Below are 26,734 nucleotides of genomic sequence, written 5' to 3' on the forward strand. Positions count from 1 at the left end.
AGCGGCAGCGCCAGCGCGTTGTACAACGGAGCGAGGAAGGCCTTCCGGAGCGCCTCCTCCCCTTCCCCGTCCTCGTTCTGGAACCGGGCGTCATTGGGACGAGGGGTGACGGTGATCAAGCCGGTCTTCTGCCAGAACCGCGTGTCCTTCGCCTCCGGGAGGCCCGTGGTGCCAAGCAGATCCCGAGCCGCCCCCCGAGCGAGCCGCAGCCAGCGGCCCACCATGTTGAAGCCCTCGGTGTACCCGTGGATGGGATAGCCCGTGACGGGGGTTTCTTCCTGGGACTCCTCGTCCAGGGCCTGGAAGTAGGACACCCGGCGCGGGCGCGCGATGCCAGCGCGGATGGCCGCGCAGGAGGCCGGAGCGCTGCGCCCCACCGCCGTCACCAGCCCACAGCCCGAGATCACCACTCGCACGGTCCGCGCCTCCCCTTCATGCCGAGAACAACCGGGAGAATGCGCGCGTGAGGCTCTCGGGCCGAAGCTCCCGGGCCGCCACGAGCTGCTTGCGCTGAGTGAAAGTCCACGCCAGGGGCTCGAGCCGGCATGCGCCCCGGCTGCGGATGGCGAGCTCCCACCCGAACACGGGCCTGCGGCGCATGGGAACCTCCTCCATCAGCGCGGGCAGGGACTCCGGCTTCACGGGCCTGCCCAGCAGGTAGCGCCCGTTGGGCTCGAAGCTGGCGCGAGCCTTCTTCCACCAGGCCTCCACCGCCGCCACGCGCACCTTGCCGGGCAGCTCCTCGGGGCCTGGGAGTGCAGCCATGGCCGAGTCCTCCTCCGAACCCTCTGCCTCCTCCTCTTCCGAGGACTCGTCGTCCTCCTCATCCTCCGCCCACTCGTCCTCGTCTTCGTCCTCCTCCTCGAGGACGGAGGCGATCGGCAGCCCGGTGATCAGGGCAAAGGACTCCAACGCCACCCGATCCCCCGCATCCCGGAGCGCAGCGAGGGCCGCCTCCGCGGCGGAGAGCCGGCCGCTGAACCCGAGCGCCCAGAGCGCCTCGGTGCGGCGAGCGGGATCCCCCACCGCGGAGCTCAGGGCCTCGAGCTCTGCCTGCTCGCCCCCGAGCGCGAACGCGAGCAGGGCCGGACGCGCCTCGGGCTCACCCGCTTCCAGGAGCTGCCGGCACCGGGCCCAGGCCATGCGGCTGCCATGAACCAGACCGGTCTCGATGGCGGCGTCACGAACCCGAGGCTCGGGATCTTCGAGCCCCTGCCGGATCAGCACATCCGCCGTGGCACTCGGAGCGAAGCGCGCGGCACGGATCGCCGCGATCAGTAACTCGGGCCCTTCGCGCTCGGCGGCCAGCTGCGTCAGCACCTGCCCCGTGTCGGCTTGGCGGGAGCGCAGCACCTCGAGGGCAAAGACTTGATCGGCGGCATCCAGCGAGGAGAAGCGCTTGACGAGGCTGGAGGTGACGTCCGCGCGTCCGCTCAGCGAGAGAGCCTGGGAGATCCCCGCTCGAACTTCATCCGCGCCCTGAACGAACCAGTCGAGGACGGTGGGCAACCAGTCCGGCTCCTTGGATTCGAGGAGCGCGCAGGCGGCCGCGACGATGCTGGGCGTCTCTTCCCCTTCTAGCGCGGGCAGGAGGATCCGCTCGGCGGCTGGGCGTCCTCCGATGACGAGCCCGTCGATGTGCGCGAGCAGGCGCGCCTCATCGCCTTCGGCGATCTCGGACAGCACATAGTCCGAGGCCAGCAAGGAGCGCCACCGCTGCTTCCAGAGGAACGCGGCTTCCTGGAGGTGCTCCTGCAGGATGTCCCAGGCCAGGGGCTGGCGACGCGGAGATTTCACGAGGGGCGGTGGCACGGCGGAATGACTCTACGGGCACAAGCCCTGTAGTGCCTAGATTTGGTCGTTGAAGCGCAGCTCCGTCCAGATCACGTTCGTGAAGTCTCGATCATAGATCTCCCGCGCCAGTTCCACCCCTACGACGTAGGCGGTCGGATCCCGTGCGATGCGGAAAAGCTGCGGCGCGTCTTTCATCTTCTTGCGATCGAGCACCTGTTCTCGGATCCGGATGATCTTGTTCGAGTCATCCTCGTCCCACTTGATATCGCTCTTCTTCAAGTCCAGACAATCAAAAGTGCCCAAGGGATTGAGGATGAAGTAATCCCGGCTATGCACACGCTTCCGGTGATCGTACAGCATGAAGGGCAGGTACTCCACCTTGCCTCCACAGAGCTTCTCCACGGCCTCCTTGAAGTCACGCGACACGACCAAGAAGTTCTTCACGTTCCCAAGAAGGGATGAGAGTTTGATGCCTGGGCTCTCCTTACTCATGTAGATCCGAGCATCTTCCGGGTATCTGTCACCCACCCGCTCCCCGGAATGCAGACCACCATCCCCGAGACCAATCCCTTCGACAGAATTATAGAGGACACACAAGTCCTCATCATTGCTGTCACCGAGTACACTCAGCTTGAAGAAGCGCATGGCATCCTCGCCTGCGGATGTTGCTTCATGTCACGCACGAGTTTGGACCTCGTCGCCGAAGCGCATTTTTCTCCAGTAGATGTTGGAGAATTTGCGGCCATGGATCTCCGTCGCAAGGTCCACTCCCACGACGTAGGCTGTCGGGTGCCGGTTGACCCGGAAAAGCTGTGGAGCCATCTCCGCCTTTTTGCGATCGATGACATGCTCCTCGATTCGCACAATCCGATCCGGGTTGCTCTCACTCCACACAATGTCGCTCTTCTTCAGATCGAGACAATCAAAGGTGCCCAACGGATTGAGGATAAAGTAATCCCGGCTGTAGATCCGCTTGCGGTGGTCATACAGCGTGAAGGGCAGATACTCTACCTTGTCCCCACAGTGCTTCTCTACCACTTCCTTGAGGCCGCGAGACACCATCAGGAAGTTGTTCGTATTGCCGAGCACATCAGAGAGCTTGATGCCCGGATTCTCCTTGCTCATGTAGATCTTGGCGTCATCGGGGTACTCGGCCCCAATCCGCGCCCCCGTGTGGAGCCCCACATCTCCAAGCCCAATTCCCTCGACCGAGTTGTGGATGACACACAGGTTGTCATCGTTGGCATCACCCAAGGTATTGAGCAAATAAAATCGCATCCCTTGTCTTCCTTCGAATTGAAGGCGAATCCCTATAGCCGTCTACAACTCGCCGGCAGTCTCTGGCGGCATGCCTTGAGACGTAGGACTCGCGGGTTGGGCTGGCTTGAAAGCCTCTTCCTTCATGTCATCGAGCGAGTCCTCGCTCGTTGCTGCCTTCTTCATCGCCTCACCCGCTGCGATGATCGCCTCGTAAAGGTGTCCCGAGAGCTTCTCGATGTCCTCTTTACAGGCCTTATAGTCAGGCGCCTCGTGCTCCTTGGATGCTGCGCGAATCTTTCCCAGGATCTCAACGAGTTGCTGCCTGACGTACTTGCTGTAGGCCGAGTGCGAGCGGTGGTCCTGCGTCTTGCGGTGCTTCGGCAGGCCAATCGTGAGCCCCACCTCCCGGTCCATCGGGAGGATGATCATGTTCTTCTTGTTGTTGAGGTTGTATCCCTCGTCCAGCAAGCCGCCGCGGACCGCGAGCACCATCCCCGATGGATCCGCCATGCCGCTGCCCACCGCGGCGATCGCCGCCCGGAGGGTGCTGTTGGGAACGATGTGGTGGGACTCGTGCCAATATGGCGTGTAACACTTGTCCTTGAAGTTCCCGTCCTTCGCGACGTTCCAGTCCCCCTCCTTCGGGGGAGTCAGCTCCGTCTTGTACCACTCGGGGATGGTCTTTCTGTTCTCGGAACGGGCTGCCGTCTGGATTCCGCTCTTGCGCTTCGAGAGCGGCTCATAGCGCGGCCAGTCATAGAGCTGACTATCGGACTTGGCCTTCTTGTAGGCCTGGCCTCGATAGCTACAGGTGTTGCTCTCCGCGTAGTAGCCCACGTGCCGGTTGAGACAAGCCTCGCCCACCTTCTGGTGCTTGTCCTTGAGATCCTCGAGATCTTTTGCGTGCTGGTCCTCGGACATGTCGAAAGCTCCGCGAGCGTGGCCTGCTCGGCGACGGCGTCAGTTGATCTGCACCTTGCGGCCGCGGATTCGCTGCCGCTCGTCGGCATCGGTCAGGATGTTGATGCCCTTGATCTCCACCTGCCCGTCCCGGCGCAGGGTGATGCTCGCCTTGCCGCACTGGAGCACCACCTCGTCACGCCCCTCGATCCGGACGCGCTTGCCGTCCACCGTCGCCTCGCGGGGAGCGGGCGGGAGCGGCTCGGCCAGCACCGCGTCCAGGTTCGGCGTCGTGCTGGAAGTCCCCTGGCGCAGCCCCACCACCATCGGCCGGGAGGGCTCCCCGTCCTGGAAGAGCAGCGCCACCGCCTGGCGTGACTCGACGGCCCGCGCGAGCGCCTCCGCCTCCAGCGGCACGAACAGCTCCGCGGGCAGCGGGCCCCGGCGGTTGCCTGGGAAGTCCACCAGCAGCGCTCCGTCGCCGCCCTGGCCGTGGATCCACCCCACGCGCGGCTCGCGGATCCGCTCCTCCGCGCCTCCTGCCAGCTCCAACTCCTTCTCTCCTGGCTTCATGTCCCGCGCTCCCATCCTCGAGCTCCGCTCAGTACTTCTTGCCGCAGATGGGGCACGTGGGCTTCTCGCCGGACTGGCCGAGCGCGATGACGGGCCCCTGCAGCACCGGGAACGGCGGCGTGTTCTTGTCGTTGTGCAGCATCAGATCAAAGGAGCGCGCCACGTTCTTGCCCTCGAACATCACGTCGAAGGAGTAGTTGACGAACTCCGCCTTGCCCTTCGTCTTGTTGGAGGCCACCCCGCCGCCCGCCGTGCCCGCCTCGTCGCCGCTGCTCATCTTGAAGTTCGAGTCGCTCACGCACACCGGCTTGCCCTCCACCTCCACCTTCTTGGTGCCTTTGTCGGTGTCCGAGGACTGGGCGATGTTGGGGTACGGGATGGGGATGGGCCCGGCGGGGCTCGGCGTCTTGCACACGTCCGGGAAGGCAATAGTCGTCCCGTTCGTGTCCTGGTTCACCACCGAGAGGTTGTTCACACCCACGCTGTTGCTCATGTCACCGCTCCTCCCGGAGGCCCCGGGCGCCACCAGGTTCCCATTCTACCAGTCCCGTGCCTCACCGGCCCGAGGGAGCAGGCGACTTGCCCAGCTTCGCCAGCGCCTGCTGGTGGGCCTGAACGGACTCGGCCTCCATCCCCTGGGGGACCTCGACCGCCGACATCATCTGGACTTCCTGCGTGCCCGCGTACGGCGGCCGGACGGCGATGATGAGCTGGGGCGGGAGTTGCACGAGCTCAGGGCTGCCATAGACCCAGTACCGCACCTCGCGCGGCAGCTGGCCGTGGAGTTGCTGCTCCACTTCCAGGTGGATGAAGACCTTCGCCCCCCGAGTCCCTTGGTAGACGGGCTCCAGGCGCCCCACGCGTGCCAGCGCCACGCTGCCGCCACTGGCCAGACAGTCCCGCAGCACCTGCTCCTCGATCACCTCGACCTTCTTCTTCATTCTGGGCTCCTCGGAAGGGGTTGCACCCTGTCGGGTGGGGGGACGCTGGGCGCTGTCCGTCATCGGCTTCGCGGCGCACGAGAACACGAGACACCCCACGCCCACCGCGCCCTGGACATACCGGCTCAGCGCCATGAGGGCTCCTCGTCCACCGGGTGCCAGTGCCGCGCCACGGAGAAGACCCGCCCCAGCTCGCCGTTCACCAGGACCTGGATGAAGTCCCGCTCCACTCGCAGCCCCCCCACGAAGTGCGCCCACCGAGCCACGAAGACCGGCTCTCCGGCCTGCACCTCGTAGTCCGCGGTCTCCAGCACGGCGTCCTCCGGCGGGTTGGCGGCCTTGCGCGCCACCTCGAGCGCCTGCTCCTTGCTCAGCCCCTTGCCGCAGCGCTCGGAGAAGGCCGTGAAGAGCCAGGAGCGCCGCTCTCCCGTCAGGGGGCTGTACTGGGCCGTGTACTCGGAGATGCGCTGGAACAGCCCCAACGTCACCCGCTTGTAGGGCCCCTGGGGCTCGATCTTCTCCGCCCGCGCCTGGAGCTCGTGCTTCAGGTGAAGGACCGCCTCGGGAGTCCCCTGCCGCTCCAGGTCCCGCTCCAGCACGCGCCAGAGGAAGCTCTCCGCGCGCTCAAGGGTCCGCTGCTCCTCAGGGGTTGTCTCCGCCATGAAGCCTCCTGCCTCCTCTTGCCAGCGCGCGGACCTCTACCGGGAGCGCCGCACCCGGACGATCTGGCCCGTCTTGTCATCGACGGCCAGCTCCACCCACCGGCCGCCCTGGAAATGGTAACGCACGAGCCACGCCCGGACGTCTCGGACCGGGGAGGGCTTTTCTGGATCAGGATCTCCCAGCTCGATGAAGCACTGCTCGACGTCTGCGACGGCGGCGCCTGGCGGAACCTCCTTCTCCTCACGAGCCGCCTCCGCGGCCGCCACGGCCTGCTCCTGGTTCATGACGCCCCTGCCGGCACCGGGAGGATGGAGATCACGGCCTTACGCGCCGGGTTGATCCGCACCTCGACGCGCTCAACCTGCTTGCCCGCGAGCACCTCCACGAGCAGCTCCAGGCAACCCTTCTCGCCCTGGCGCGACTCGAGCTTGCGCAGCCCCTGGCGGAGCAGGCCGCTCGAGCGGGCAATGCGCAGCGCCTCCTCGTCCGTCAGCGGTTCCCAGCGGCACTCCAGCCACTTGTCGTGATCCACATACCCCACCACCTGATCCTGGGCGTCGAGCACCACCTCGAACTGCCCGCAGCGCCACCAGAGCTCCAGGCCCACGTCATAGACGTACCGCTGGAGGCTCGAGTCCCAGGAGAGGCTCTCCTCGGGGGGCTCGGGGATGGGTTCGACGTGGAACTCCCCCTCCAGGTGCTCCTTCACATGCTCCAGGCAATCGGCGACCGCCTGCTTCTGTAGCTTGTCGAGATCGAGCATCCGTGGCTGTCTCCTACTTCAGGAGCGACGAGACACCATCCACCATGCCTCGGACCGCGCCCCGCACCGCCGCGGCGCCAGGAGCGGCAATCGCCCCGCCGCCCTTGCCCATCAACACCGGCCGCATGGATCTGTAGAAGGGAGCTCCCACGTTGAAGAAGACGGCGGGGATCTTCGCCGGATTGAAGCGGTAGCTGTTACCCCACCGGGTATAGAACCGGCGCGCCATGGACCGGGCATCTCCGTCGGGAATGTAGCAGCGGAACGCCAGGAAGTTGCGGGTGCCCCGGGCGATGAAGGCATTGCCCAGGCTCGCCTCCCACCCGGCGACGCAGATGTTCAGATAGACGAGGTAGCGCGGCACGCTGGGCACGTCGGTCTTGTTCTGCACCTGCGTGTCACCAAGCTTCGTCCCCGGCTTGTACCCGGTGGGGCTGTTCTGCGCGCCCATGGAGATGACGCTGTGCCAGATCCCGCCAGGCTGGGCGTGCGGCGGGTTGTTGTTCGCCGGATCGTTCAGGCTTTGTCCCGTGGCCCGATCCGCGACGTCGCCGTGGCTCGCGTGGTGGTACGCGTACGTGTTGCGGATGTAGTTGCCCCACTGGCGCGCCGTGAGCGTATGCGTGTTGAAGGCCCGCTTGCCCACCTTGTGGTGGGGCTTGGCGCCCAGCAGGCCGGCGATCTCGTTCATCTCCGCCTGGGTGGTGAGGTTGCCGCCTCCCGGCGTATCCGCGACCGCGTCGCAGACGGCCATGTGCCAGTACTCCACCCGGAGCGTCTTGGCTCGATCCTTGGAGAGATCCGAGGGGCTCTCGTCCGTCAGCCCCTTGTGGGCCAGCTTCACCGAGAAGAAGAAGAACGGGCTGGCCCAGGGATCCCAAGGCAGGTGCTTGGACTCGAAGACGAAGATGGGGGGCTTGCCCGTCTTCTTGTCCACCACCTTGTTGCCCTGCACCACCAGGTTCTTCAGCAGGCCGTCCTTGATGCGCGCCCCGGTGACACAGTGGTGGATGGCGATCTGCGCCCGCGTGCCGTCCGGAACGTTCTCCGTCGTCACTTGTGGAGACACCTTGGCCTCCGCGGGGATGGTCTTGCTGGGCGGCCAGGCCGTGTTGCGGTTGGGCTCCACCTTGTCCTTGTCCCACTTCATCTCCTTGATGACGGGGACAGGCTTGTCCTTGTCCTTCTCCAGATCCTTGGCCTTCTTGGCCTTCGCCGCCTCGATGGAGGCCGGAGAGATCAGCTTGACCTTGCGGCCCTTGAACTTCGTGTCGCTGCCGTCGAGCGTGATCGTCTTGCCCGACCATTTGATCTGCCCGGACTGCTTCACGGACAGCAGCACCTTGCCCCCCACCGAGAGCGTCAGCTTGTCCGCCTTGAGCTCGAACTCCTTCGCCGTCCAGGCCGTGGCTCCCTTGATGACGATCCCCGCGTCGCCCTTGGTCTCCTCGGTGGCGTCCTTCTCGGCCGTGACGGACAGGTTCTCCTGAATCGTCGCCTTGTCCGAGCCCCAGATCTTCGTGGAGCGCTTGCCCTTGACGTGCTCCTCGCGATCCGCCGCGATGAACTCCTTGGACGCACCGGCGATCAGCTCGTTGCGCACGCCCGCGGCGGCCTCGTTGATGGCGCCCGCCACCGTCACCGCGTACGCCCCACCCACCGTCAACGCCTTCGCCGCGCCGATGATCTCCGCGGAGGCCATGGCCACCTCCACCAGCGAGGCCATGCCCACGGTGATGCTCTGATTGCCGGTGATGCGCTCTTTCTGATCGCCTCCGACATCCACCGAGCGCTTGCCCAGCACCGTCAGCGTCTGGTTGCCCTTTATGGCGCGGCCGTCGTCCAGCTGCACCGTCAGGGATTGGTTCTGATCCACGCTCTGCGTGCGGTTGCCCGAGACCGTCAGCGACTCGAACCCGCTGACGCTCTGCTTCTTGTCGTTGAGGACCTCGATCTTCCAGTCCTTCTGACCGTGGAGGTGGATCAGCTCGCCGCCGCTGGCGTCCTCGAACCGCAGCTCGTTGTACCCGTCACCGCCGGGGCTCGAGCTGGAGCGCAGCGTGCTGATCGTCTTCTCGTCCGGCAGGGGCTGCGGCGTGGCGTTCTCGCCGTTGTAGACCGAGCCCACCACCAGCGGCCGATCCGGATCCCCTTCCAGGAAGCGGACGACGACCTCATGCCCCACGCGCGGCAGGTACAGCGCACCCCAGCTCGCGCCGGCCCACGCCTGGCTGACGCGCATCCAGCATGAACTCTTGTCGTCTCCGGGCGCCTCGCGATCCCAGTGAAACTTCACCTTCACCCGGCCGTGCTCGTCGGTGTGGATCTCCTCGCCCGAGGGGCCCACCACGATCGCCGTCTGCGCCCCAGCGATGGTGGGCACCGGCGTGAGCCGAGGCGGCCGGAAGGGCACGCCCGCGGGGATGGCATGGAAGCGGCTGTGGTAGGCCTCGTGCCCGCCCGAGTGCTCCACCGAGACCACCAGGTAATCGCCCTCGAAGGTGGCGTCCGGGTGCTCCGTCAACGTGAAGGTGAAGCCAGGGGACAGGCGCACGCTCGAGCACTCGCCATCGCAGCGCTCGGTGTCGTACCGGAGTTCCTCCATGCGCACCTTGGCCGTGCTCCGCCCCACCCCGGGCTCCACGTACTTGCCGGGAGCGTCGTAGATCTCCAGCGCCTTGTCCGCGTGGGCCGCCTGGTTCTTCGCCGTCAGGTCGAGCGACGGGCGCACGAAGTCGAAGTCTCGCAGCGCCACCGCGCCCGGACGGATCCGCGCCGCGCGCTCCAGGCCGAGCACGTGCTCCTGGCTCGTCTCGGTGCCCAGCGGCCCTCGGAAGGGCAGGCGGGCCTCTCCCGGAATCGGGGTGTGCGCATCCGGCCCGTCTCCCAGCATCAGCGTGTGCGAATCCTCGGTGTGCTCGAAGAAGAAGCAGATGCCCTCGGACTCGAGCAGCCGGCAGACGAAGTCGAAGTCGGACTCGCGGTACTGGACGCAGAACTCCCGCGCCGCGTAGCTGCCCTTCAGGCTCGCGCCGTGCGCAATGCCGGCCTCGTCGAGCACCTGCTGGACGATCTCCGGGACGCTCTTCTCCTGGAAGATGCGGCTGCGGCGGACGTGGCGCAGCTTCCAGAGCTCGGGCACCAGCAGCACCCGGTAGCGCAGGCGCCCCCGCCGCTCGCCCAGCGCCTCGACCCGGCCGATCATGCCGTGGACGAACCGCGAGGCGCTGTTCACCTGATCATGTAGGGCCAGCGCCCCCTTCTGTCCCAGCAGCTCCTTCGGTTGGATGGCCACCTGCCCAGTGGCCGCCAGCTCCACCGTGAAGGCGAAGGCGCGCGAGAGCTCCTCCCGGCCCGAGAAGGCGGTGACCGCGAGCTCCTCGGAGGTGTACGGCCCCGCCTGGAACTCGAAGGCAAGGCGGCGGCTATCCGGTCCTGACGCCACGACATCCCCCCTTGGGGTTAGAGGAACGCAGGCCTGGAAGGTATCATGCTCGCCCGTCGCGGGTGGACGGCACCTGAACAGGACATCTATCGTGCCAGCTCCTTTGATTGAGGGGGGATTCCAGTGACAGTCGCCACGCCCCTGACCGCCAGCCAGCCCGAGTTCGAGTTCGAGGCAGGCTCTTTCACCCAACGGGAGCTCTCCGTCATCGAGTTCGAGGCGCGCGAGAGCCTCTCGTCCCCCTATCGGATCGACGTCATCTTCACGGCGTCCCACGACATCGTCGTCGAGGCCTCCGAGCTGCTCGGCCAGCCGGCGGCCGTGGTGGTGAACCAGGGCGATGGTGTGCGCTACCTGCACGGCATCCTCAGCGAGCTGAGCCGGTGGAACACGGGAGGAGGACCGCAGCGCAACCGCTACCGCGCGGTGCTCGAGCCGCGCTTCCACCAGCTGCGGCACACCCGCCGCAGCCGCATCTTCCAGCACAAGAGCATCCCGGAGATCGTCCAGCAGGTGCTGGATGCGGCGCAGGTGCAGCACTCGCTGGAGCTGCAGGGCTCGTACTCGCCGAGGGACTACTGCGTGCAGTACCGCGAGTCCGACTTCGACTTCGTCTCCCGGCTGCTGGAGGAGGCGGGCATCTTCTACTTCTTCCGCCACGGACAGGGGGAGCACGAGCTGGTGCTGGGGGATTCTCCCAGCGCTCACACGCCCATCCCGGGCGATCCGGGCCTGCCGTTCCGCGAGCTCGCCGGCATGGCGACGAATGAGGAGTGCGTCTACGAGTTCAGCGGGAAGCTGGAGGTGGTCCCCGGGGCGGTGGCCCTGAGGGACTTCGACTTCGTGCGGCCCTCGCTGGACATGACGGTGGACAGCCAGGCCTCGGAGGGAGACGCGGCCCTGGAGGTGTACGACTACCCGGGCAAGTACGAGGATCCAGGCCCGGGCAAGGACGTGGCGAAGCTCCGGCTGGAGGAGCTACGGGCGCCTGGACAGGTGGCGTGGGGGCAGAGCCAGAGCCGGCGACTAGCCCCGGGGCACACGTTCGAGCTGTCAGGCCACGCGGAGGACGCGCTCAACCAGGAGTACCTGGTGCTGTCGGTGATGCACGAGGGCTACCAGCCCGAGGTGCTGCTGTTCGAGCAGGAGAACGGTGGCCGCTCCGAGCGAAAGCCCTTCCGCGGCACCTTTCAGTGCATGCCCTCGGGCGTGCCGTACCGCCCCGCTCGCCGAACGCCTCGCCCTGTCATCCCCGGGCCGCAGACGGCGATCGTGGTGGGCCCCTCGGGCGAGGAGATCCACACCGACGAGCATGGCCGGGTGAAGGTGAAGTTCCACTGGGATCGCGAGGCGCCCGGAGACGACAAGAGCTCGTGCTGGGTGCGCGTCAGCCAGGCGTGGGCCGGGCCGGGCTGGGGCGCGCTGTACCTGCCGCGCATCGGCCAGGAGGTGGTGGTGGACTTCCTGGAGGGAGATCCCGACCGGCCGCTCATCACCGGGCGCGTGTACAACGGGCACAACCCGCCCCCGGCGGATCTGCCCGGCGCGCGGACCCAGAGCACGCTGCGCTCGGACTCCAGCCCGGGCGGTGGCGGCTTCAACGAGCTGCGCTTCGAGGACGCCGCCGGCCAGGAGCAGATCTACCTCCATGCCCAGAAGGACATGGACATCGCCATCGAGAACGACAAGACGCAGTCGGTCGGCGGCAACGAGTCGCTCACGGTGGCGAAGGATCGGCGCCGGGACATCGGCGGCAACCAGTCCCTGAGCGTGACGGGCAATGACGAGACGACCGTGCGCGGCAACCAGGAGCTGGACGTGCGCTCCAACCGGACCACCACGGTGGCGGGCAACCACTCGGAGGCGGTGGGCGGCAACCAGACCGTCGAGGTGGGCGGCACGCACGCCCTGCAGGTAGCGCTGGCCTCCGCCGAGACGATTGGCCTGGGCAAGGCGCTGACGGTGGGTGGCGCCTATGCCATCACCGTGGGGGCGGCCATGAACGTGGCGGTGGGCGGGCTCAAGGCCGAGGAGGTGGGCGGAGCCAAGGTGGAGTCCATCGGCGCGCAGAAGACCGAGAAGATCGCCGGCTCGCGGACGCTCACGGTCGGCAAGGAGATGACCGAGGTGGTAGGCGAGGCGCGCACCATCGAGGTGGGCAAGGATCTGTCCCTGAGCGTCGGCGGGACGTTGAACCAGGTGACGAAGAAGACCCACAAGGTCTCGGCCAAGGAGATCGCCCTGGTGGCGGAGGACACCTTCACCATCACCGTGGGCTCGGCCTCGCTCACGTTCAAGAAGAGCGGAGACATCGTCATCAAGGGCGCCAAGATCGAGGTGACCGCCAGCGGCGAGGTCATCATCAAGGGCTCGAAGATCGGCGACAACTGACGCAGGCGCACCTCGGCGCGGGGCGCGGTGTCACCGCACGGCGCGCAGGGTTCCACTGGGGCGCCGGCTCACCTCCGGCGAGGTCCCCGGGTGGACCCGGATGGCCCGGACCTCGAGCGGCTCGCGCTTGAGCACCAGCGGGCTGCGCCAGAGCAGGAACAGGCGCATCACGTCCGTGTCCAGGATCACCGTGTCCAGCTTCAGCTCGAGCCAGGCATCCGGCTGATCCTCACGGGACACCTGCACCCGAGGCGGTGGGATTCCGGGGAGGTTGAACGTGAGCCGGCCCTCGGGGGTGGCGTTGGCGACGACCACGGGCTCGTTGCCCTGGAGGTAGCCGGAGGCGATGAGCCCGGGCGAGGCGGCATTGAGGAACCGCCGATCGAAGTCGCGCGGCAGCAGCGGCTTGCGAGACTTCTCCCAGGCCGCGTCATAGGTGCCCGCGAAGGCGGCGCGCGGATGCCAATGGGGACTGGTGAAGCCGAACCCCGTGGGGGTGGGACGATCACCCCACTCCTTCAGCAGCTGGGTGGGATCCTCCAGGTTGGGCAGGCGCACGCCCTCCTCGAAGCGGCTCCCGCTGGCGCGGAACCCGGTGCCCACCGGATTGCGAGGCTCGAACTGGTGCTTCGTGGCGTCTGGGTTGCTGCGATCCCAGCCGCCGAAGGAGCGCTCGTAGCGCAGGGGGATGCGCTCGAAGGGAGCGGGCTTGGTCATGGTGATGCTGCCCATGCTCTTGAACCAGACCCGATCGCCGATGACCCTCACGCCCTTCTGCAGCGCTCCGATCTTCAGCGCGACGAGCGCCTCGCGAGCGCCTCGCTCCTGCGCGTGGGCGTGGCCCACCAGGACCACGTCCGTGGCGGGCTTGAAGAAGGCGCCCTCGGGCTCGTAGCGATCGCTGGACTCGTCCGAGTCCTCCCACTTCTTACCCGCGACTTCGAGGGGCGCCTGCTCCTCGGCCAGGCTCAGCTTGCCCTGGGGGGTGAGCTCGAACGTGGCCTTCACCACCGGGACGAGCAGTGGCCGCATCTCCTCGTCGGCCAGGAAGAGCGGCTCGAACGTGAAGGGCGTGAGGTTCTCGATGCTGGGGTGCCCCATGCTCCGCTTTCTATCAGGAACCGCGCGTGGCTACCCCTTCACGTCGATGAACCAGGAGGCCTGGATCCGGTCGAGGAACTCCTGGGCCTTGAAGGCCGGGATCCAAGCCGGGTCATCGGGCCTGGAGGCAGCCAGGGCGGCATCGAGCGCCTCCCGGAGATCGTGCGCCAGCGCGATGCGCTCCTGTCCACTCTGCTGCAGGGAGGGCTCCAGCGTCCGCAGGAGGCCATCGGCTCCGATAAGCGCGAGCTGCGCGGCCTGCGCGTCCGTGGGGACTCGGGTGTACGCGAACAGCTCGTGGCTCAGCGAGTACACGAGGATGAGCTGGAGCCGGGCGTCCATCATCCGCGTCAGGCGGGCATATGGCTCGTCCTCCTCGACCTCCATGGAGTCCTTGCCCAGGTACTCGAGCGCTCCATCGAGGGTGCAGGCGCCGCTGATGACGAGCGCGAACAGATCCGGCGCCAGCGCGGTCTCGTTGGTGGCGTCACGCTCGGTGGCCATGCGCGCGAAGCTTCGGCGCCCGGCCTCGGCGTTGGTCCGCCCCGTGCCGAGATAGCCATAGGCCTGATCGTAGTGCTCGCGAGAGGGCGCGGTGAGCAACTCCTCCATCACGGACAGGTAGAGGAAGCGGGAGAAGCCTGACGTGACGAGGCGTTGCCGGGCCACCCGGGCCTGGTAGGCGGTGGTGGCCTTGCGCAGGTCCTCGATGGCGCCGGTGAGGGTCGCGTCCAGCTCCGGGCCCACGAGGAGGGCCGGCGAGGAGCGCAAGTCCATACGCCCCTGGACGTCGGCCCGCAGGCGAGCTTCCGAGCCCTGGTAGAGCGCCAGCGCCTGAGCCGCCTTGTCTCCGGCGACCGCGACGTTCGCCGTGGCCGCATCGAACAGGGCGAGGATGTCGTCGATCCTCTGGAGCCGCAGCTCCTGCGGCGCGGAGTTCGCCGGATCGAAAGCGAGGTACTCGGTCGGCGAGTCGCACTGCGGGGAGACCTGCGGCTCCGACACGGGAGGTGGTTTCTCTTCCCCGCCGCACCCCAGCAACAGGGTCGCCGCCAGCACCGCGCTTACTCCCACTGACTGCATCCGCCTCATCGCACCTCTCCGTTCACCGCCTCTGGAGTCTACGCTGTAACTTTGAGCCAGCTCTGGGGTTCTCTCCTCAGACGGACAACATCGGAGCCGCCGGGGCTCCGACCTTCGAATCCACACCCGAGGAGACCTCCCATGCGCATCAAGACCGCTGTGCTGTCGACCGCCCTTGCCTCACTGCTGCTCGCCACCTCCACGCTCGCCGCCGAGAACCCCGCACCCCAGGCCCAGGAGTTCCAAGAGGGCCATGGCCATGGAAACCGGGAAGAGCGGATGGCCCACAGGCTGGAGCGCATGGAGCACCGGCTGGATCGCGCCGTGGAGAAGGGCCGGCTCACGCAAGCCCAGGCGGATCAGTTCAAGGCCGAGGCTCGCCAGCTCCGTGACGAGGTCCAGGCCCAGCGCCAGGCCAACGGGGGCCAGCTCACCGACGCGCAGCGCGAGCAGTTCCACCAGCGCCGGCAGGCCCTGCACGAGAAGGTGAAGGCCGCGGTCCAGGCCACCGCGCCGCGGCAGGGCACCTGAGCCCTCCGAGCCAATCAGTCGAAGAGGCCCTGGAGGTAGAAGCGCCCATCCTGCGCGTCCCGGAAGACCCAGGCCGGGCCCAGGCCCTCGAAGTGGACCCGGTAGTAGTCCCGGCTGTAGGGCGACTGGGCCCACCACTCACCGCCCAGGCGCTCGGGGCCGGCCATCGCCACCACCCGGCGCCGCTTGCCCAGGAGCCACGCCGCGAGCAGCTCTCCGGACTCCGTTACCTCGGCGTCCAGCGTGGCGGGCTTCGCCAGCAACCGGGAGGGGCGCTCCTTCAGCGCCTCTTCCACGGGTAGCTCCACCTCTTCCTCCGGCAGCAGCTCTCCCGCCATGCCTCGTGAGGAGGCGGGAGGGCGGAAGGCTCGGGCCGCGTAGGCCTGCTCGGGGCGATGGACTGCCTCCAGCGAGGCGGAGAAGAGTGACTCCTCGCCCAGCGTCGTGGCCAGCCGGGACAGCACCACCTCCAGCGCCGCATCTCCCTCCGGCGTGTCTCCCAGCGCGAGCTGCTGGCCGCGATCCTCGTTGTGCTCCTCCACTCGCACCGAGATCGTCGCGACCGGGTTCTCCAGCCGCAGATCCGACAGCCGGTGCCGAGCCAGATCCAGCAGCAGCTTCGCGCGCGCGGTGGGCCGGGCCAGCGTGAGCGGCAGCTCCATCTGGCCGGTGGGATCCAGCTTCAGCACGAAGTTCAGCCGCACCGCCGCCCGCTTGCGCCCGGCCAGCCGCGCGCAGAGCCGGTCCAGCACCGTCTTGAGCGCGAACTGCAGGGGCTCGAAGGACTCGGCGGGCCAGTCCAGCGTCATCCGCTCCTCGAGCACCTCCTCCAGCACCGCGGCGACGAAGGGCGTGTCATCCCCTCCTCGGCAGAGCGTATGGGCCTGCAGTCCTGCCGCGCCCCCGCGAGCCGTCACCGCCCCCGCCGGCAGCGCCGCCACCTCTCCTAGCGTGCTGAGCCCGAGCGCCGCGAAAGCCTCCCGCTCTCTTCCCTCCAGGGCCACCAGCGGCAGAGGCGCCAGCGCCCGGGCACTGTCTCCCTCCGCCACCACCAGCACGGGCCGCGAGCCATGACGGGCCAGCGTTCGCGCGGTGAACAGCTCCGAGGCCACCACCGCCCTGCCCCGGTAGCCATGGCCGGAGCAGACCTCCAGCGCCCGCAGGCACAGCCCCTCCTCGCCACCGAAGAGGTGCGCCGCGCTCGCGTCGAACCACATCCCGTCCGGCTCGGAGAGTTGGAAGCCCGGGGCGACACACATCAGCGCCTCGCCCAACGACGTCAGCGCGCGAAGCTCATCCTCGGCTCGGTAGGGAAAGTGCTGAAGCGAAGGCTCGAGGGCCGTGGCGGCCGTCAGCGTCAGCCCTGAACGAATCCCCGCCTTCAGAGCGCTCGACGAGGCGAAGGCCACTCGCCGCTGGCCGCGGACCTCCTCCTCCAGCACGAAGGGCTTCCCGGCCAGCGCGGGCACCTCGATGACCTTGCGCTGCGCTGGAAAGCGCGAGAAGTGCAGGTACCCCAGCCGCATGAGCCCCTCCGCCCTCCTCTCTCAGCGCGGCGCGGTGCCCGTCCCCAGCACGGAACGGAAGGACGGCATCGAGGCATCACGGCCCGGGCGCTGGCCCATGATTCCGCACCCGTTGCGCTTCTCCCACGAACGCGCTCGCTGGAAGTCCGGGACGAGATCCTCCCCGGTCGGCATCTCCCCCGCGAGCAGCACGGACGCTTCGCCCTCGGGGCCCAGCGCCGGATAGAGCGAGTGCCACGGCATCACGGCCCGCGTCCCCAGCCCACCCTGCCGGCTGCGCACCACCTCCACCGCGAGCCCTTCCGGCCCCAGAGACTCGGTCCGCATGCGCGTCACGCCGTCCGCGGGAGCGCTCGGAGAGGACAGCAGCAGCAGCAGGCTCCCGCCCCGGAAGGCCGCGTCCGCCAGCTTCTTGCCCTCGGCCAGCGACAGCCGCACGCCCGAGGACTTCCCACCGGCCAGGCCCTGGTTGAGATCCAGCACCACGCACGCGAACGCGCCGCTCCGAGCCAGCTGCACCGCCGTCCACGCGAGCTGTGAAGGCTCCTTGGGCCGGACGATGAGCAGCCGGGACAGATCCACGCCCATGGCCGCGGCGGCGGGCGGATAGAGCTCCTTGGGTCCATCCACCCAGGCGCACAGCCGCTGCTCCTTATGAGCCGCCGCCACCGCGCGCAGCGCCAGGCTGGTGCGCCCGGAGGCCGCCTCGCCGCACAGCTCCAGGGCCTGCCCCAGCGGGAACCCGCCCGAGGGAAGCAGCGCATCCACCTCGGCCACCCCGGTGCGCAGCGTCGCCAGGTAGCTGCGAGGCGCGGCCTGCAGCTGGCGGATCCGCTCGCGCAGCTGCTCGACCACTGCTCCCGTTCGCTGTTCGGCCGCCGTGCTCATCACACCTTCTCCGGGCGAGCTGATCTACACGCTCGTTCAGTATGCTCACGGATCTGACAGACGGCACGAAGGACCCACCGCGGTGGTCTCGTCCGCGCGACCTGGGTCCTCGCGATCCATGCGGGATCACGAGGGCTCAGCCCGTCCACCCAACCCAACAGGCCGGATCGCCGCACGCGACAGCCAGCATCGCCTCGTTCACCCGGCCACTTCGCGGCCGGAGGAGAACTCGGAATTTTCCCGAGAATAAACGCGCGCGCCGATTTACCGGCCTGGGATCCAACAAACGCGCGCTCAGGCCGATTTCTCGGCTCCGGCCGCGCCGCCGCTCCCTCAACCGGCCTCGGACAAGCACCGATATGCGGTCCCCACGGGGTCCACGGAAGGTAGCGGCTACCCCGCGCAGAGCAGCTTCACCTCGACGCCCTGGTCATCCCCCCGGCGCAGGCAGCCTCCCAGGAAGAAGATGCGGGCGGGCCGGTTCTCCCCGGAGGGATCGTAGCGCAGCTCTCCCCCCGCCACGCTGCACTTCTGCACCGTCCCGTCCGCGCGCGTCACCAGCACCTGCGCCAGCTGCGGATCCGGCAGGTTCATCACCTCGATGCTCTGCGAGATGGCCGCCAGCTCCGCGATCTTCACCAGCGAGTCGCGGTAGTTCGGCTTGCAGATGGAGTCCAGGTTCTCCAGCCGGCTGTCGAAGCGCTCGGCCATGGCCCGGTGCCGGGTCCCCGCTCCATTGGATGTCGGACAGTCCACATTGCGCACGAACGTGCCCTGCGGCGTCACGTCCTGCACCTGGCCCACGCTCTTGTTGCTCAGCCCCACCGGGCCGATCGTGGCCCACAGCACCTCGCGCGCCGCCCCCGTCGAGTCCTTCAGCCCCTGGAAGAGGTTGAAGTACTCGTCCACCGGGGTGAGCTTGTCCGCCTCGTCCGTGCAGATGTCGCGCGAGGTCTCCTGCGTCAGGATCACCGGCGGCGGCCGCTGCGTGGAGCTGCAGTCGTTCTCATCCGAGACCACCACCACCAGCAGCCGCGCCCCGTCCCTCAGGAAGCCGCCGTTGCCCCCCTGCTCTATCGGCGCCGTGGCCAGCGAGGAGGCCACCGCCAGCCGCACTGCCTCGAAGGGCGTCTCCTGCCCGCTGCCGCTGGTTCCCTGGAACACCAGCCGGCGGAACTTCTCCAGCAGCTCCGGGTCCGAGCCCTCGATGTAGCGCTCAGCGCTCGGCTCCCCACTCGCCGTGGGAACGGGCCTCAGATGGCCGGATTCTTCCGCGTACTCTCGATAGGACTCGCGGTTATTAGCAAAGGAGCGTTGATAGACGCTCGTCGTGATCACACCGACCCGGAAGTCCTGGGTCACCCCGCCGCCCTGCTGCAGCTCGGACAGGAACGCGGGCAGCTCCGTGGCGATCCCCTCCTGCTCCTCCGCCATGGAGCCGGAGTTGTCGATCACGAAGAGGATGTCCGTCTTCTGCGCGTTGATCACCGGGGCCTGCGCGCTGCACTTCCCCGGCACCGTCGATCCCGGTTGGTCCACCGGCGAGCTACAGGCCGCTCCCCACGCCAGGGCGGCGGCCAGAAACATGGAACGGGCAAGCCTTCGGGCCCTCATATGCGGTCCCTCCCGATGCGCGACGCCACTGGACACGCCGCATCAGAGATTAGAAGTTGAAGAAGGTGTCCAGCATGCCCCACCAGCCACGGCCGCGCGACAACCGTCCAGCAGGAGAATCCCCTACTGGAAAAGTGCACGTTGCGTTTGCCATGGGCGTTTTGGTTGCTACGTTGGGTCCACTGGCACAGAAGAATAGTGTGTAATCAACAGCCCGACACCCAGGCGGGCGCTGAGAGGGTCGAACCACATGTCTGACGAGAAGAAGAAAGGCTCCGCCGCCAGCGCCATGCCGACGGCCATGGCTCCTCCGGGCCTTATCAACAAGGAGGACATCCCGCAGGTGCTGCCCATCCTGCCCCTGCGGAACTCCGTGTTCTTCCCGGGCGGTGTGCTCCCTCTGGCGGTGGGCCGCCAGAAGACCATCGCCCTGATCAAGGACGCGGTCCGGGACGACCAGGTGATCGGCGTCGTCACCCAGCGGCGGGCTGAGGAGGAGGATCCGGGCGCTTCGGACCTCTACACCATGGGGACCGTCGCCCGCATCGTGAAGCTGTTGAAGATGGGCGAGGACAACTACTCGCTCGTCGTCCAGGGTCTGGCCCGCTTCCGCGTGCTGGAGCTGGTGCAGGAGGCCCCCTACCTCAAGGCCCGCGTGGACGCGGTCGAGGACAAGACTTCGGCGGAGAACGTCGAGGTGGAGGCGCTCGGCATCAACCTGAAGAAGCTCGCCCGTGAGGTGATCGAGCTCATGCCGGAGCTGCCCGCGGCGGCCACCGAGCTGGTCGAGTCGATTACGCACCCGGGCCACCTGGCGGACCTGATCGCCGCCAACGTGGACGTGCCCATCGAGGAGAAGCAGGCCGTCCTCGAGACGGTGGACCTCAAGGCGCGCATGAAGCTGGTGCTGGAGCTGCTCAACCGCAAGCGCGAGATCCTCAAGCTCTCCAACAAGATCGACTCCGCCGTGAAGGGCGAGATGTCGAAGACCCAGCGCGAGTACTACCTGCGCCAGCAGCTCAAGGCGATCAAGGAAGAGCTCGGCGAGATGGGCGAGGAGGAGGAGGAGCTCGACGAGCTGCAGGAGCGCCTGAAGAAGGCCGGCCTGCCGCCGGACGTGGAGAAGGTGGCCCAGAAGGAGCTCAACCGCCTGAAGACGATCCCGGCGGCCTCCAGCGAGTACACCGTCGCGCGCACCTACCTGGATTGGATCGCGGATCTGCCGTGGGCCAAGCTGTCCGAGGACAACCTGGACATCGAGAACGCGCGCCAGGTGCTGGACAAGGACCACTTCGGCATCAAGAAGGTGAAGAAGCGCATCCTGGAGTACCTGGCGGTGCGCAAGCTGAAGAACGACATGCGCGGCCCCATCCTCTGCCTGGTGGGTCCTCCGGGTGTCGGTAAGACGTCGCTTGGCCAGAGCGTCGCCAGGGCCACCGGCCGCAAGTTCGTCCGCCTGTCGCTGGGCGGAGTGCGGGACGAGGCGGAGATCCGTGGCCACCGGCGCACCTACGTCGGCGCGCTCCCGGGCCGCTTCATCCAGAGCATGAAGAAGGCCGGCACGAAGAACCCGGTGATGATGCTCGACGAGATCGACAAGCTGGGCGCGGACTTCCGCGGCGACCCGAGCGCGGCGCTCCTCGAGGTGCTGGATCCGGAGCAGAACAACTCGTTCAGCGACCACTACCTGGATGTGGCGTTCGATCTGTCGAAGGTGATGTTCATCGCCACGGCGAACCAGTTGGATCCCGTCCCTGGGCCGCTCCGTGACCGCATGGAGATCATCGAGCTGTCGGGCTACACGTTCGAGGAGAAGCAGCAGATCGGTCGCATCCACCTCGTCCCCAAGCAGCTCAAGGAGCACGGGCTGTCGCCGGATCACATCGAGATCCTGGACGATGCGCTGCTGATCCTGACCACCGCGTACACGCGCGAGGCCGGTGTGCGTAACCTCGAGCGGCGCATCGCCGACATCTGCCGCGCGGTGGCGGTGGAGGTGGCGGGCGGGAAGATGGATAAGCAGACGATCAACGGCGAGCGGGTCAAGGAGATCCTCGGGCCCGAGACGTTCTACTCGGAGGTGGCCGAGCGCACGGAGGTGCCGGGCGTGGCCACGGGTCTGGCCTGGACGGCGGCCGGCGGCGATCTGCTCTTCATCGAGGCGACGAAGATGGCGGGCAAGGGCGGCATGACGCTCACCGGCCAGCTCGGCGACGTGATGAAGGAGAGCGCCACGGCGGCCCTGAGCTACCTGCGCAGCAAGGCGGAGGCGCTGGGCATCAACCCGAACTTCCTCGAGAAGACGGACCTGCACCTGCACTTCCCCGCGGGCTCCATCCCCAAGGATGGTCCCTCGGCCGGCGTCACCATCCTCACCGCGCTCACCAGCCTGCTGACGGGCATCCGGGTGCGCAGCGACACGGCGATGACGGGCGAGGCCACGCTGCGAGGCCTGGTGCTGCCGGTGGGCGGCATCAAGGAGAAGGTGCTCGCGGCGCACCGCGCCGGCATCAAGCGGGTGATCCTGCCCGAGCGCTGCCGCAAGGATCTGGTGGACGTGCCGGATCAGGCCAAGAAGGAGCTGGAGTTCATCTTCGCCACGAAGATGGACGAGGTGCTGATCGCGGCGCTGGAGAGCTCGCCGTTCAAGAACACCTCGGGAGCCCAGGGCGGCGGCGAGCAGCCGCAGACGCCGCTGGCGGGCGCTACCGCGGACGGCTCTCCGGAGATCCGGGCGCAGGCCGCCGAGGCCCGGAACTGACGTTCCCTCCTCGCGGTCCGTAGCCCTCTGAGACGGGCGGGTTCCTTCGGGAGCCCGCCCGTTTTCTTTTGAGCGTCCAGGGCCAGTCCCACTCCAGGAAGTCGCACGAGGCGTGGCCATTTGCGGCATCCTCCCTGCCCTACTTCGGTGGGAGAGGAGCCATGCGATGAAATACGTCAGCCTGGGCCGGACCGGCCTGAAGGTGTCCCGCATCTGCCTGGGGTGCATGAGCTACGGCAGCACCTCGTGGCGCCCCTGGGTGCTGAACGAGGAGGCCGCCCAGCCGTTCTTCCGCAAGGCGGTGGAGAGCGGCATCAACTTCTTCGACACGGCGGACGTGTACTCGCTGGGCGTGAGCGAGGAGATCACCGGCCGGGCGCTCAAGCGCTACGCGAAGATGGAAGAGGTGGTGGTGGCCACCAAGGTCTTCAACTCCATGGGCGACGGGCCCAACATGAGCGGCCTGTCCCGCAAGCACATCGTCCAGGGCTGCGAGGCGAGCCTGAAGCGCCTGGGCGTGGAGACGATCGATCTCTACCAGATCCACCGCTTGGACACGCGCACGCCCATGGAGGAGATCCTCGAGGCGCTGGACCACCTCGTGCGGCAGGGGAAGGTCCGCTACCTCGGCGCCAGCTCCATGTACGCGTGGCAGTTCGCGAAGATGCTGGGCCTGTCCGAGCGCAACGGCTGGGCGAAGTTCGTCTCGATGCAGCCCCACTACAACCTCGTCTACCGCGAGGAGGAGCGCGAGATGCTGCCGCTGTGTGAGTCGGAGGGCGTCGGCGTGATTCCGTGGTCCCCGCTGGCGCGAGGGCTGCTGACGGGCTCGCGCAAGTCCACCGAGGACCAGGAGTCCACGTCCCGCGCGGGCTCGGATCCGTTCGCTTCGAGGCTCTATGATCACCCCAGCGACTGGGACGTGGTGGAGGCCGTGAAGAAGGTGGCGGACACGCGAGGCAAGTCGATGGCGGAGGTGGCGCTGGCGTGGATGCTGTCCAAGCCGGCGGTGACGGCCCCCATCATCGGTGCCACGAAGCTGAACCACCTGGAGGCCGCCATCCAGGCGGTGAATCTCCAGCTCACGAAGGAGGACCTCCAGGCCCTCGAGGCGCCCTACAAGCCCCACGAGGTCCGAGGGATCGGGTTCTAGCCCCCGGAATGAGCGGATGCGGGAACGCCGCGGCTTCCTCCGGTGTCGGAATCCCCATGTCGAGAGTCCTCACGCTGCTCCTGAGCTGTGTCGTACTCCTCGGGAGCGTCCACACCGCGCATGCGCAACCCGCGACGGGCGCGCCTGCCGCGATCCTGCCCTCCTGGCCCGCGCCCGGGGCTCCGCTGACGGTGCAGCCGCTCACCGTGCCCAAGGGCCTCCGCAAGAAGCGCATCTATCTGGACGCGGGCCACGGCTACCGGGACAACACGGGCAACTCCTCCGTCACCTGCGAGGACGAGGCGGACTTCACGCTCCGCGTGGCCCAGGATCTGGCTCGGAGGTTGGAGGCCACCGGGCGCTTCCAGGTCCGCCTCAGCCACAAGGCCGGGCAGGACGTCTCGTACCGCACTCGCATCTCCGAGGCGGAGAGCTGGAAGGCCGATGCCTTCGTGAGCCTCCACTCGGATGCTCGAGGCGAGGCCACCTGGTGGGAGCCGACTCCGGGCCAACGGTGCCTGCGCCAGGACTCGACGCCGGGGTTCAGCGTGCTCTGGGCGGACGACACCGCCGAGCCCCTGAAGACCCGCCGAGTCACCCTGGCGAGGGCGCTCTCCCAGCACATCGCGCAGGCTGGCTTCCTGCCCTACAACGGCGTGGACTACGTGAACCTGTACGCCGGAGATCCCGAGCACCCAGGCGTCTTCGTGGATCGGCACGAGCCCGGCTACCGCATCATGATGCTGCGCCGGCCGCGCATCCCCTCGGTGATCATCGAGACGCACCACGCGCTCGACTTCGAGGAGGCCGCGCGCTGGAAGGAGCCTCGGACGCTGGAGGCCTTCGCCGCGGCGGTGGCGCAAGGGCTGGTGGATGCGTTCTCCGGCTCCGCCGCCCCGCCCCCTGCCGTGGCGACGACCGGAGTGGCCGCCCAGAAGTAACGCGAGGCTCGGGCCGAGCGGCGTTCACTTCTCTTTCGCGAGCTCGTCCACCTGCTTCTGGAGATCGCCCGTCTCCTTGAAGAACTCGTCCACCGAGGAGGCCGGCATCAGCCGGAAGGGAGCGGGCAGCAACGAGCGGGGGAAGTGCAGCGCCGTGCTGAAGTCCTCGTTGCCCAGCAGCTCCTGCGCCTGGACGAGCACACCGAAGCCCACGATCACGGCGGCGACCATCACCCCCAGCCTCCGCGAGGCCCAGCGCGTCACGTAGCGCAGGTGCCAGAACAGGCCCCACCCGACCAGCGCCAGGTTCAACGTCAGCCCCAGCAGCTGGTGCGGCTTCTCCCAGGCCAGGATGAAGCTGAGCACCATCATCAGGCCGGGGATGCAGATGATGCCCAGCAGCACCAGGCTGCCAATGGCCCCGTGGGCCCGGAAGTGGAACTGGCGGCGCGCGATCCGGCTCGCGATGGACCAGGCTCCCGCCCAGAGCAGCGCGAGCGCGGTGGGTAACAGCGTCGAGAACAGCAGATCGCCCCAGTCCGTCTTGTCGTAGCTCGTCAGATAGCTGGAGAGGAGCGAGGCCAGCATCACCGCCCCGAGTGCCCCCAGGAAAGCCTGAGGCCGATCCAGGAGGCGCCGCTGGGGAGCGACCTGGAGCTCGGCCAGCAGCGCCTCGGGCACCGGGTAGGCACGCCCTCGGAAGCGCAGCACCGTGTCTCCCACCATCACCCGCGCGTCCTGGGTGAGCTCCAGCTCGGCCATCCGAGCCCAGGGCTCCAGCCGGAAGGTGCCGTTGCGGCTCCCCAGATCGCGCGCCACCAGCGCGCCGCTCTCCGTGCGCTCAATGCGCAGGTGCGCCGGAGAGACCTTGGGATCGTCCAGGATGACATCGTTCGTGTAGCCACGTCCCACCGTGACGGGGAAGCGCTCCAGCTTGTGGCGCGCGTGGACGGCGTCCCCCTCCAGCACCTCCAGGAAGATCACTTCGTCCACGACAGCCCCTCCAGGTAGCGGCGAGCCAGCTTCTCGGCATTCTCCGGCGAGAAGCCCGCCAGGGTGAGGCTCGTGTCCAGGCCCTGGTTGCCCGAGGGCAGCGCGGCGGCGCGGAGCACCAGATCGTAGAGCCCCGGGAACTTCTTGTAGGCCCGCAGGCACAGCCCGGCGCGCACGGTGAGCCCTCCCGTGTTCACGAACTCCGAGTGACAACGGAAGTTCGTCACGTCCTCGCGCGTGGCCTCCACCACCGAGGGATCCGAGGCGAAGAAGGCGCTGTAGAGCGCGGAGAAGCGCAGCGTCCCCAGCTTCGTGGAGGACACGTGCTGGTGCGTGTAGCCCACCGCGCCCGTGCGGTGATCCGAGGACAGGAACAGATCCTCCTCGGAGGAGCACTGGTAGTTCGTCACCGTGTAGAGCGCCTCGGGATCATGCGGCGTGTCTCCCCAGCACTTGAGGAACGGGAGCCAGCGCCCAGGCACCCGGTACGGCCCCAGCGACTGCTGAGGCAGTGGCGTGGCGAGCATCCGCTCGGTGACGCGCTGCTGGTGATCGAGCAACTGCGAGCGCACGGAGGCCATGATCGCCGAGGGCTCCGAGTCCGCCGGCTTGGCCGCGAGCGCCCGCGTCAGCAGCGCCCGGGCGTGCTCCACCGGCACGAGGAAGCCCACCTGGTTGCCCATGGTGGCCACGTTGACGCCCACCACGCGGCCCTCTCCGGTGAGCGTGGGGCCGCCGCTCATGCCCGGGTTGATGGAGCCGGTGAAGTGGACTCGATCATAGAGGGCGTCCTGGACGAGCCCGTTGTAGGTGCCCTCGACGATGGTGGTGCCCAGATCGCGCGGGTTGCCCATGGCGAACAGGCGCGTGCCCTGAAGCGGCGGCTTCTCCAGCAGCGCGAAGAAGTCCGGCACCTTCTGGTCCAGCTTGATCACGGCCAGATCGTCCACCACGTCCACGTCGAGCAGCTTCACCGGCACGGGCTCTTGATCGGTCCGGACGAGCTCCGCGGTGTAGTCCTCCGGGTGCATCACCAGATCCGAGACGACGTGGTAGTTGGTGATCGCGTGCCCGTCCGCGCTCACGAAGAAGGCCGAGCCGATGGACGACTTGGTCCCCGAGCGGCTCTCGATGATGCGGACCTGGGCCACCCGGCGCTTGATGCGCTCGAACAGCTCGCTGGTGGCGGGCGGCAGCGTGGCCACCGGGAGCTGCGGCACGGCCTCCTCTTCATCCGCGTCCCCGGGAGCCGAGCCGGCCTGATCAGGCTCGGAGGTGGGAGCGGCAGCGGGAGGCTTGGCGGGCACCGGGCCCTGCGCGAGGATGACGAGGACGAGAAGAGCGACCATGCACACCCCACAGTAGCGGAGGCGCGCCCTTGCGTCTTTTCCCGAGCGTGCCAGAACAGGGGCG

At 67.8% G+C, this 26,734-nt stretch carries 23 protein-coding genes and 1 pseudogene; 5 read left to right on the forward strand and 19 right to left on the reverse strand.

All coding sequences use genetic code 11. The features are described 5' to 3' along the window. The 12 genes and pseudogenes from ACJ8AT_RS33375 to ACJ8AT_RS33430 all read right to left on the reverse strand — a co-directional run. Window positions 1-416 (reverse strand): annotated as a pseudogene (locus ACJ8AT_RS33375) (hypothetical protein); the annotation flags it as partial. A gap of 16 nt (window positions 417-432) precedes the next feature. Next, the gene (locus ACJ8AT_RS33380) at window positions 433-1,797 is read right to left on the reverse strand and encodes a TIGR02270 family protein (protein ID WP_407742006.1); all 1,365 of its coding nucleotides are present in this window, start codon (window positions 1,795-1,797) and stop codon (window positions 433-435) included. A 51-nt stretch (window positions 1,798-1,848) separates the two neighbouring features. Beyond that, window positions 1,849-2,439, reverse strand: coding sequence for an imm11 family protein (locus ACJ8AT_RS33385; RefSeq protein WP_407742007.1), 591 nt, complete (start codon window positions 2,437-2,439; stop codon window positions 1,849-1,851). Between the two features lie 30 nt (window positions 2,440-2,469). Next, window positions 2,470-3,072, reverse strand: coding sequence for an imm11 family protein (locus tag ACJ8AT_RS33390; protein ID WP_407742009.1), 603 nt, complete (start codon window positions 3,070-3,072; stop codon window positions 2,470-2,472). Between the two features lie 42 nt (window positions 3,073-3,114). Next, entirely contained in the window at window positions 3,115-3,975 is an 861-nt protein-coding gene (locus ACJ8AT_RS33395) for an AHH domain-containing protein (RefSeq protein ID WP_407742010.1), read from the reverse strand. A gap of 39 nt (window positions 3,976-4,014) precedes the next feature. After that, window positions 4,015-4,527, reverse strand: a complete 513-nt coding sequence (locus tag ACJ8AT_RS33400; RefSeq protein ID WP_407742011.1) for a DUF6484 domain-containing protein — start codon at window positions 4,525-4,527, stop codon at window positions 4,015-4,017. Window positions 4,528-4,555: 28 nt separating this feature from the next. Next, window positions 4,556-5,020 carry a DUF4150 domain-containing protein gene (locus tag ACJ8AT_RS33405; protein WP_407742012.1) on the reverse strand — a complete coding sequence of 155 codons (465 nt, stop codon included), beginning with the start codon at window positions 5,018-5,020 and terminating at the stop codon, window positions 4,556-4,558. Window positions 5,021-5,081: 61 nt separating this feature from the next. Continuing rightward, the gene (locus ACJ8AT_RS33410; protein ID WP_407742013.1) at window positions 5,082-5,468 is read right to left on the reverse strand and encodes a hypothetical protein; all 387 of its coding nucleotides are present in this window, start codon (window positions 5,466-5,468) and stop codon (window positions 5,082-5,084) included. 125 nt (window positions 5,469-5,593) lie between these two features. Next, entirely contained in the window at window positions 5,594-6,130 is a 537-nt protein-coding gene (locus tag ACJ8AT_RS33415; RefSeq protein ID WP_407742014.1) for a hypothetical protein, read from the reverse strand. 36 nt (window positions 6,131-6,166) lie between these two features. Next, on the reverse strand, window positions 6,167-6,415 hold the full coding sequence (locus ACJ8AT_RS33420) for a hypothetical protein (protein WP_407742015.1): 249 nt from the start codon (window positions 6,413-6,415) through the stop codon (window positions 6,167-6,169). After that, entirely contained in the window at window positions 6,412-6,894 is a 483-nt protein-coding gene (locus tag ACJ8AT_RS33425) for a hypothetical protein (RefSeq protein WP_407742016.1), read from the reverse strand. The genes ACJ8AT_RS33420 and ACJ8AT_RS33425 overlap by 4 nt, the downstream gene beginning before the upstream one ends. Before the next feature lie 13 nt (window positions 6,895-6,907). Continuing rightward, window positions 6,908-10,339 (reverse strand): type VI secretion system Vgr family protein, encoded by a 3,432-nt coding sequence (locus ACJ8AT_RS33430; RefSeq protein ID WP_407742017.1) that lies wholly within the window; start codon window positions 10,337-10,339, stop codon window positions 6,908-6,910. A gap of 123 nt (window positions 10,340-10,462) precedes the next feature. Between ACJ8AT_RS33430 and ACJ8AT_RS33435 the strand changes: the two genes are divergently transcribed. After that, the gene (locus ACJ8AT_RS33435; protein WP_407742018.1) at window positions 10,463-12,730 is read left to right on the forward strand and encodes a type VI secretion system Vgr family protein; all 2,268 of its coding nucleotides are present in this window, start codon (window positions 10,463-10,465) and stop codon (window positions 12,728-12,730) included. Window positions 12,731-12,760: 30 nt separating this feature from the next. Here ACJ8AT_RS33435 and ACJ8AT_RS33440 read toward each other — a convergent pair whose 3' ends face one another. Continuing rightward, the gene (locus ACJ8AT_RS33440) at window positions 12,761-13,831 is read right to left on the reverse strand and encodes a DUF2169 domain-containing protein (RefSeq protein WP_407742019.1); all 1,071 of its coding nucleotides are present in this window, start codon (window positions 13,829-13,831) and stop codon (window positions 12,761-12,763) included. Window positions 13,832-13,861: 30 nt separating this feature from the next. Beyond that, window positions 13,862-14,923 carry a hypothetical protein gene (locus ACJ8AT_RS33445; protein WP_407742020.1) on the reverse strand — a complete coding sequence of 354 codons (1,062 nt, stop codon included), beginning with the start codon at window positions 14,921-14,923 and terminating at the stop codon, window positions 13,862-13,864. A gap of 132 nt (window positions 14,924-15,055) precedes the next feature. Here ACJ8AT_RS33445 and ACJ8AT_RS33450 point away from each other — a divergent pair, with 132 nt between their 5' ends. Next, entirely contained in the window at window positions 15,056-15,445 is a 390-nt protein-coding gene (locus tag ACJ8AT_RS33450; RefSeq protein WP_407742021.1) for a hypothetical protein, read from the forward strand. A gap of 14 nt (window positions 15,446-15,459) precedes the next feature. Here ACJ8AT_RS33450 and ACJ8AT_RS33455 read toward each other — a convergent pair whose 3' ends face one another. From ACJ8AT_RS33455 to ACJ8AT_RS33465, 3 genes are all read right to left on the reverse strand, one after another. Next, entirely contained in the window at window positions 15,460-16,971 is a 1,512-nt protein-coding gene (locus ACJ8AT_RS33455; RefSeq protein ID WP_407742022.1) for a Y-family DNA polymerase, read from the reverse strand. A gap of 21 nt (window positions 16,972-16,992) precedes the next feature. Next, on the reverse strand, window positions 16,993-17,859 hold the full coding sequence (locus ACJ8AT_RS33460) for an ImuA family protein (RefSeq protein ID WP_407742023.1): 867 nt from the start codon (window positions 17,857-17,859) through the stop codon (window positions 16,993-16,995). Between the two features lie 393 nt (window positions 17,860-18,252). Further along, entirely contained in the window at window positions 18,253-19,446 is a 1,194-nt protein-coding gene (locus tag ACJ8AT_RS33465; protein WP_407742024.1) for a VWA domain-containing protein, read from the reverse strand. Between the two features lie 277 nt (window positions 19,447-19,723). On the opposite strand from ACJ8AT_RS33465, the gene lon reads away from it, so the two are divergent. The 3 genes from lon to ACJ8AT_RS33480 all read left to right on the forward strand — a co-directional run bounded on the left by lon (window position 19,724) and on the right by ACJ8AT_RS33480 (window position 24,328). Then, the gene (gene lon / locus ACJ8AT_RS33470; RefSeq protein WP_407742025.1) at window positions 19,724-22,234 is read left to right on the forward strand and encodes an endopeptidase La; all 2,511 of its coding nucleotides are present in this window, start codon (window positions 19,724-19,726) and stop codon (window positions 22,232-22,234) included. Between the two features lie 166 nt (window positions 22,235-22,400). Then, window positions 22,401-23,387: an aldo/keto reductase gene (locus tag ACJ8AT_RS33475; protein ID WP_407742026.1), complete on the forward strand. Its 987-nt coding sequence runs from the start codon at window positions 22,401-22,403 to the stop codon at window positions 23,385-23,387. Between the two features lie 56 nt (window positions 23,388-23,443). Continuing rightward, on the forward strand, window positions 23,444-24,328 hold the full coding sequence (locus tag ACJ8AT_RS33480; RefSeq protein ID WP_407742027.1) for an N-acetylmuramoyl-L-alanine amidase: 885 nt from the start codon (window positions 23,444-23,446) through the stop codon (window positions 24,326-24,328). Between the two features lie 24 nt (window positions 24,329-24,352). Here the strand turns inward: ACJ8AT_RS33480 and ACJ8AT_RS33485 are convergent, their stop codons facing one another. Further along, window positions 24,353-25,321 (reverse strand): FHA domain-containing protein, encoded by a 969-nt coding sequence (locus tag ACJ8AT_RS33485; protein ID WP_407742028.1) that lies wholly within the window; start codon window positions 25,319-25,321, stop codon window positions 24,353-24,355. Further along, window positions 25,309-26,670, reverse strand: coding sequence for a S1C family serine protease (locus ACJ8AT_RS33490; RefSeq protein ID WP_407742029.1), 1,362 nt, complete (start codon window positions 26,668-26,670; stop codon window positions 25,309-25,311). Before ACJ8AT_RS33490 ends, ACJ8AT_RS33485 begins: the two co-directional genes overlap by 13 nt. Between the last annotated feature and the right edge of the window lie 64 nt (window positions 26,671-26,734).

Origin of the sequence: Hyalangium sp., assembly GCF_045802625.1 — a bacterium.
Lineage (GTDB): Bacteria > Myxococcota > Myxococcia > Myxococcales > Myxococcaceae > Hyalangium.

What these genes read in the sequence shown, in the direction of transcription:
- ACJ8AT_RS33390 (WP_407742009.1), bottom strand. Translation starts at nt 3,072, where the DNA reads ATGCGATTTTATTTGCTCAATACCTTGGGTGATGCCAACGATGACAAC.
- ACJ8AT_RS33425 (WP_407742016.1), bottom strand. Translation starts at nt 6,894, where the DNA reads ATGCTCGATCTCGACAAGCTACAGAAGCAGGCGGTCGCCGATTGCCTG.
- ACJ8AT_RS33450 (WP_407742021.1), top strand. Translation starts at nt 15,056, where the DNA reads ATGCGCATCAAGACCGCTGTGCTGTCGACCGCCCTTGCCTCACTGCTG.
- ACJ8AT_RS33490 (WP_407742029.1), bottom strand. Translation starts at nt 26,670, where the DNA reads ATGGTCGCTCTTCTCGTCCTCGTCATCCTCGCGCAGGGCCCGGTGCCC.
- ACJ8AT_RS33455 (WP_407742022.1), bottom strand. Translation starts at nt 16,971, where the DNA reads ATGCGGCTGGGGTACCTGCACTTCTCGCGCTTTCCAGCGCAGCGCAAG.
- lon (WP_407742025.1), top strand. Translation starts at nt 19,724, where the DNA reads ATGTCTGACGAGAAGAAGAAAGGCTCCGCCGCCAGCGCCATGCCGACG.
- ACJ8AT_RS33405 (WP_407742012.1), bottom strand. Translation starts at nt 5,020, where the DNA reads ATGAGCAACAGCGTGGGTGTGAACAACCTCTCGGTGGTGAACCAGGAC.
- ACJ8AT_RS33445 (WP_407742020.1), bottom strand. Translation starts at nt 14,923, where the DNA reads ATGAGGCGGATGCAGTCAGTGGGAGTAAGCGCGGTGCTGGCGGCGACC.
- ACJ8AT_RS33475 (WP_407742026.1), top strand. Translation starts at nt 22,401, where the DNA reads ATGAAATACGTCAGCCTGGGCCGGACCGGCCTGAAGGTGTCCCGCATC.
- ACJ8AT_RS33410 (WP_407742013.1), bottom strand. Translation starts at nt 5,468, where the DNA reads ATGAAGAAGAAGGTCGAGGTGATCGAGGAGCAGGTGCTGCGGGACTGT.
- ACJ8AT_RS33420 (WP_407742015.1), bottom strand. Translation starts at nt 6,415, where the DNA reads ATGAACCAGGAGCAGGCCGTGGCGGCCGCGGAGGCGGCTCGTGAGGAG.
- ACJ8AT_RS33415 (WP_407742014.1), bottom strand. Translation starts at nt 6,130, where the DNA reads ATGGCGGAGACAACCCCTGAGGAGCAGCGGACCCTTGAGCGCGCGGAG.
- ACJ8AT_RS33480 (WP_407742027.1), top strand. Translation starts at nt 23,444, where the DNA reads ATGTCGAGAGTCCTCACGCTGCTCCTGAGCTGTGTCGTACTCCTCGGG.
- ACJ8AT_RS33395 (WP_407742010.1), bottom strand. Translation starts at nt 3,975, where the DNA reads ATGTCCGAGGACCAGCACGCAAAAGATCTCGAGGATCTCAAGGACAAG.
- ACJ8AT_RS33440 (WP_407742019.1), bottom strand. Translation starts at nt 13,831, where the DNA reads ATGGGGCACCCCAGCATCGAGAACCTCACGCCCTTCACGTTCGAGCCG.
- ACJ8AT_RS33465 (WP_407742024.1), bottom strand. Translation starts at nt 19,446, where the DNA reads ATGTTTCTGGCCGCCGCCCTGGCGTGGGGAGCGGCCTGTAGCTCGCCG.
- ACJ8AT_RS33460 (WP_407742023.1), bottom strand. Translation starts at nt 17,859, where the DNA reads ATGAGCACGGCGGCCGAACAGCGAACGGGAGCAGTGGTCGAGCAGCTG.
- ACJ8AT_RS33400 (WP_407742011.1), bottom strand. Translation starts at nt 4,527, where the DNA reads ATGAAGCCAGGAGAGAAGGAGTTGGAGCTGGCAGGAGGCGCGGAGGAG.
- ACJ8AT_RS33385 (WP_407742007.1), bottom strand. Translation starts at nt 2,439, where the DNA reads ATGCGCTTCTTCAAGCTGAGTGTACTCGGTGACAGCAATGATGAGGAC.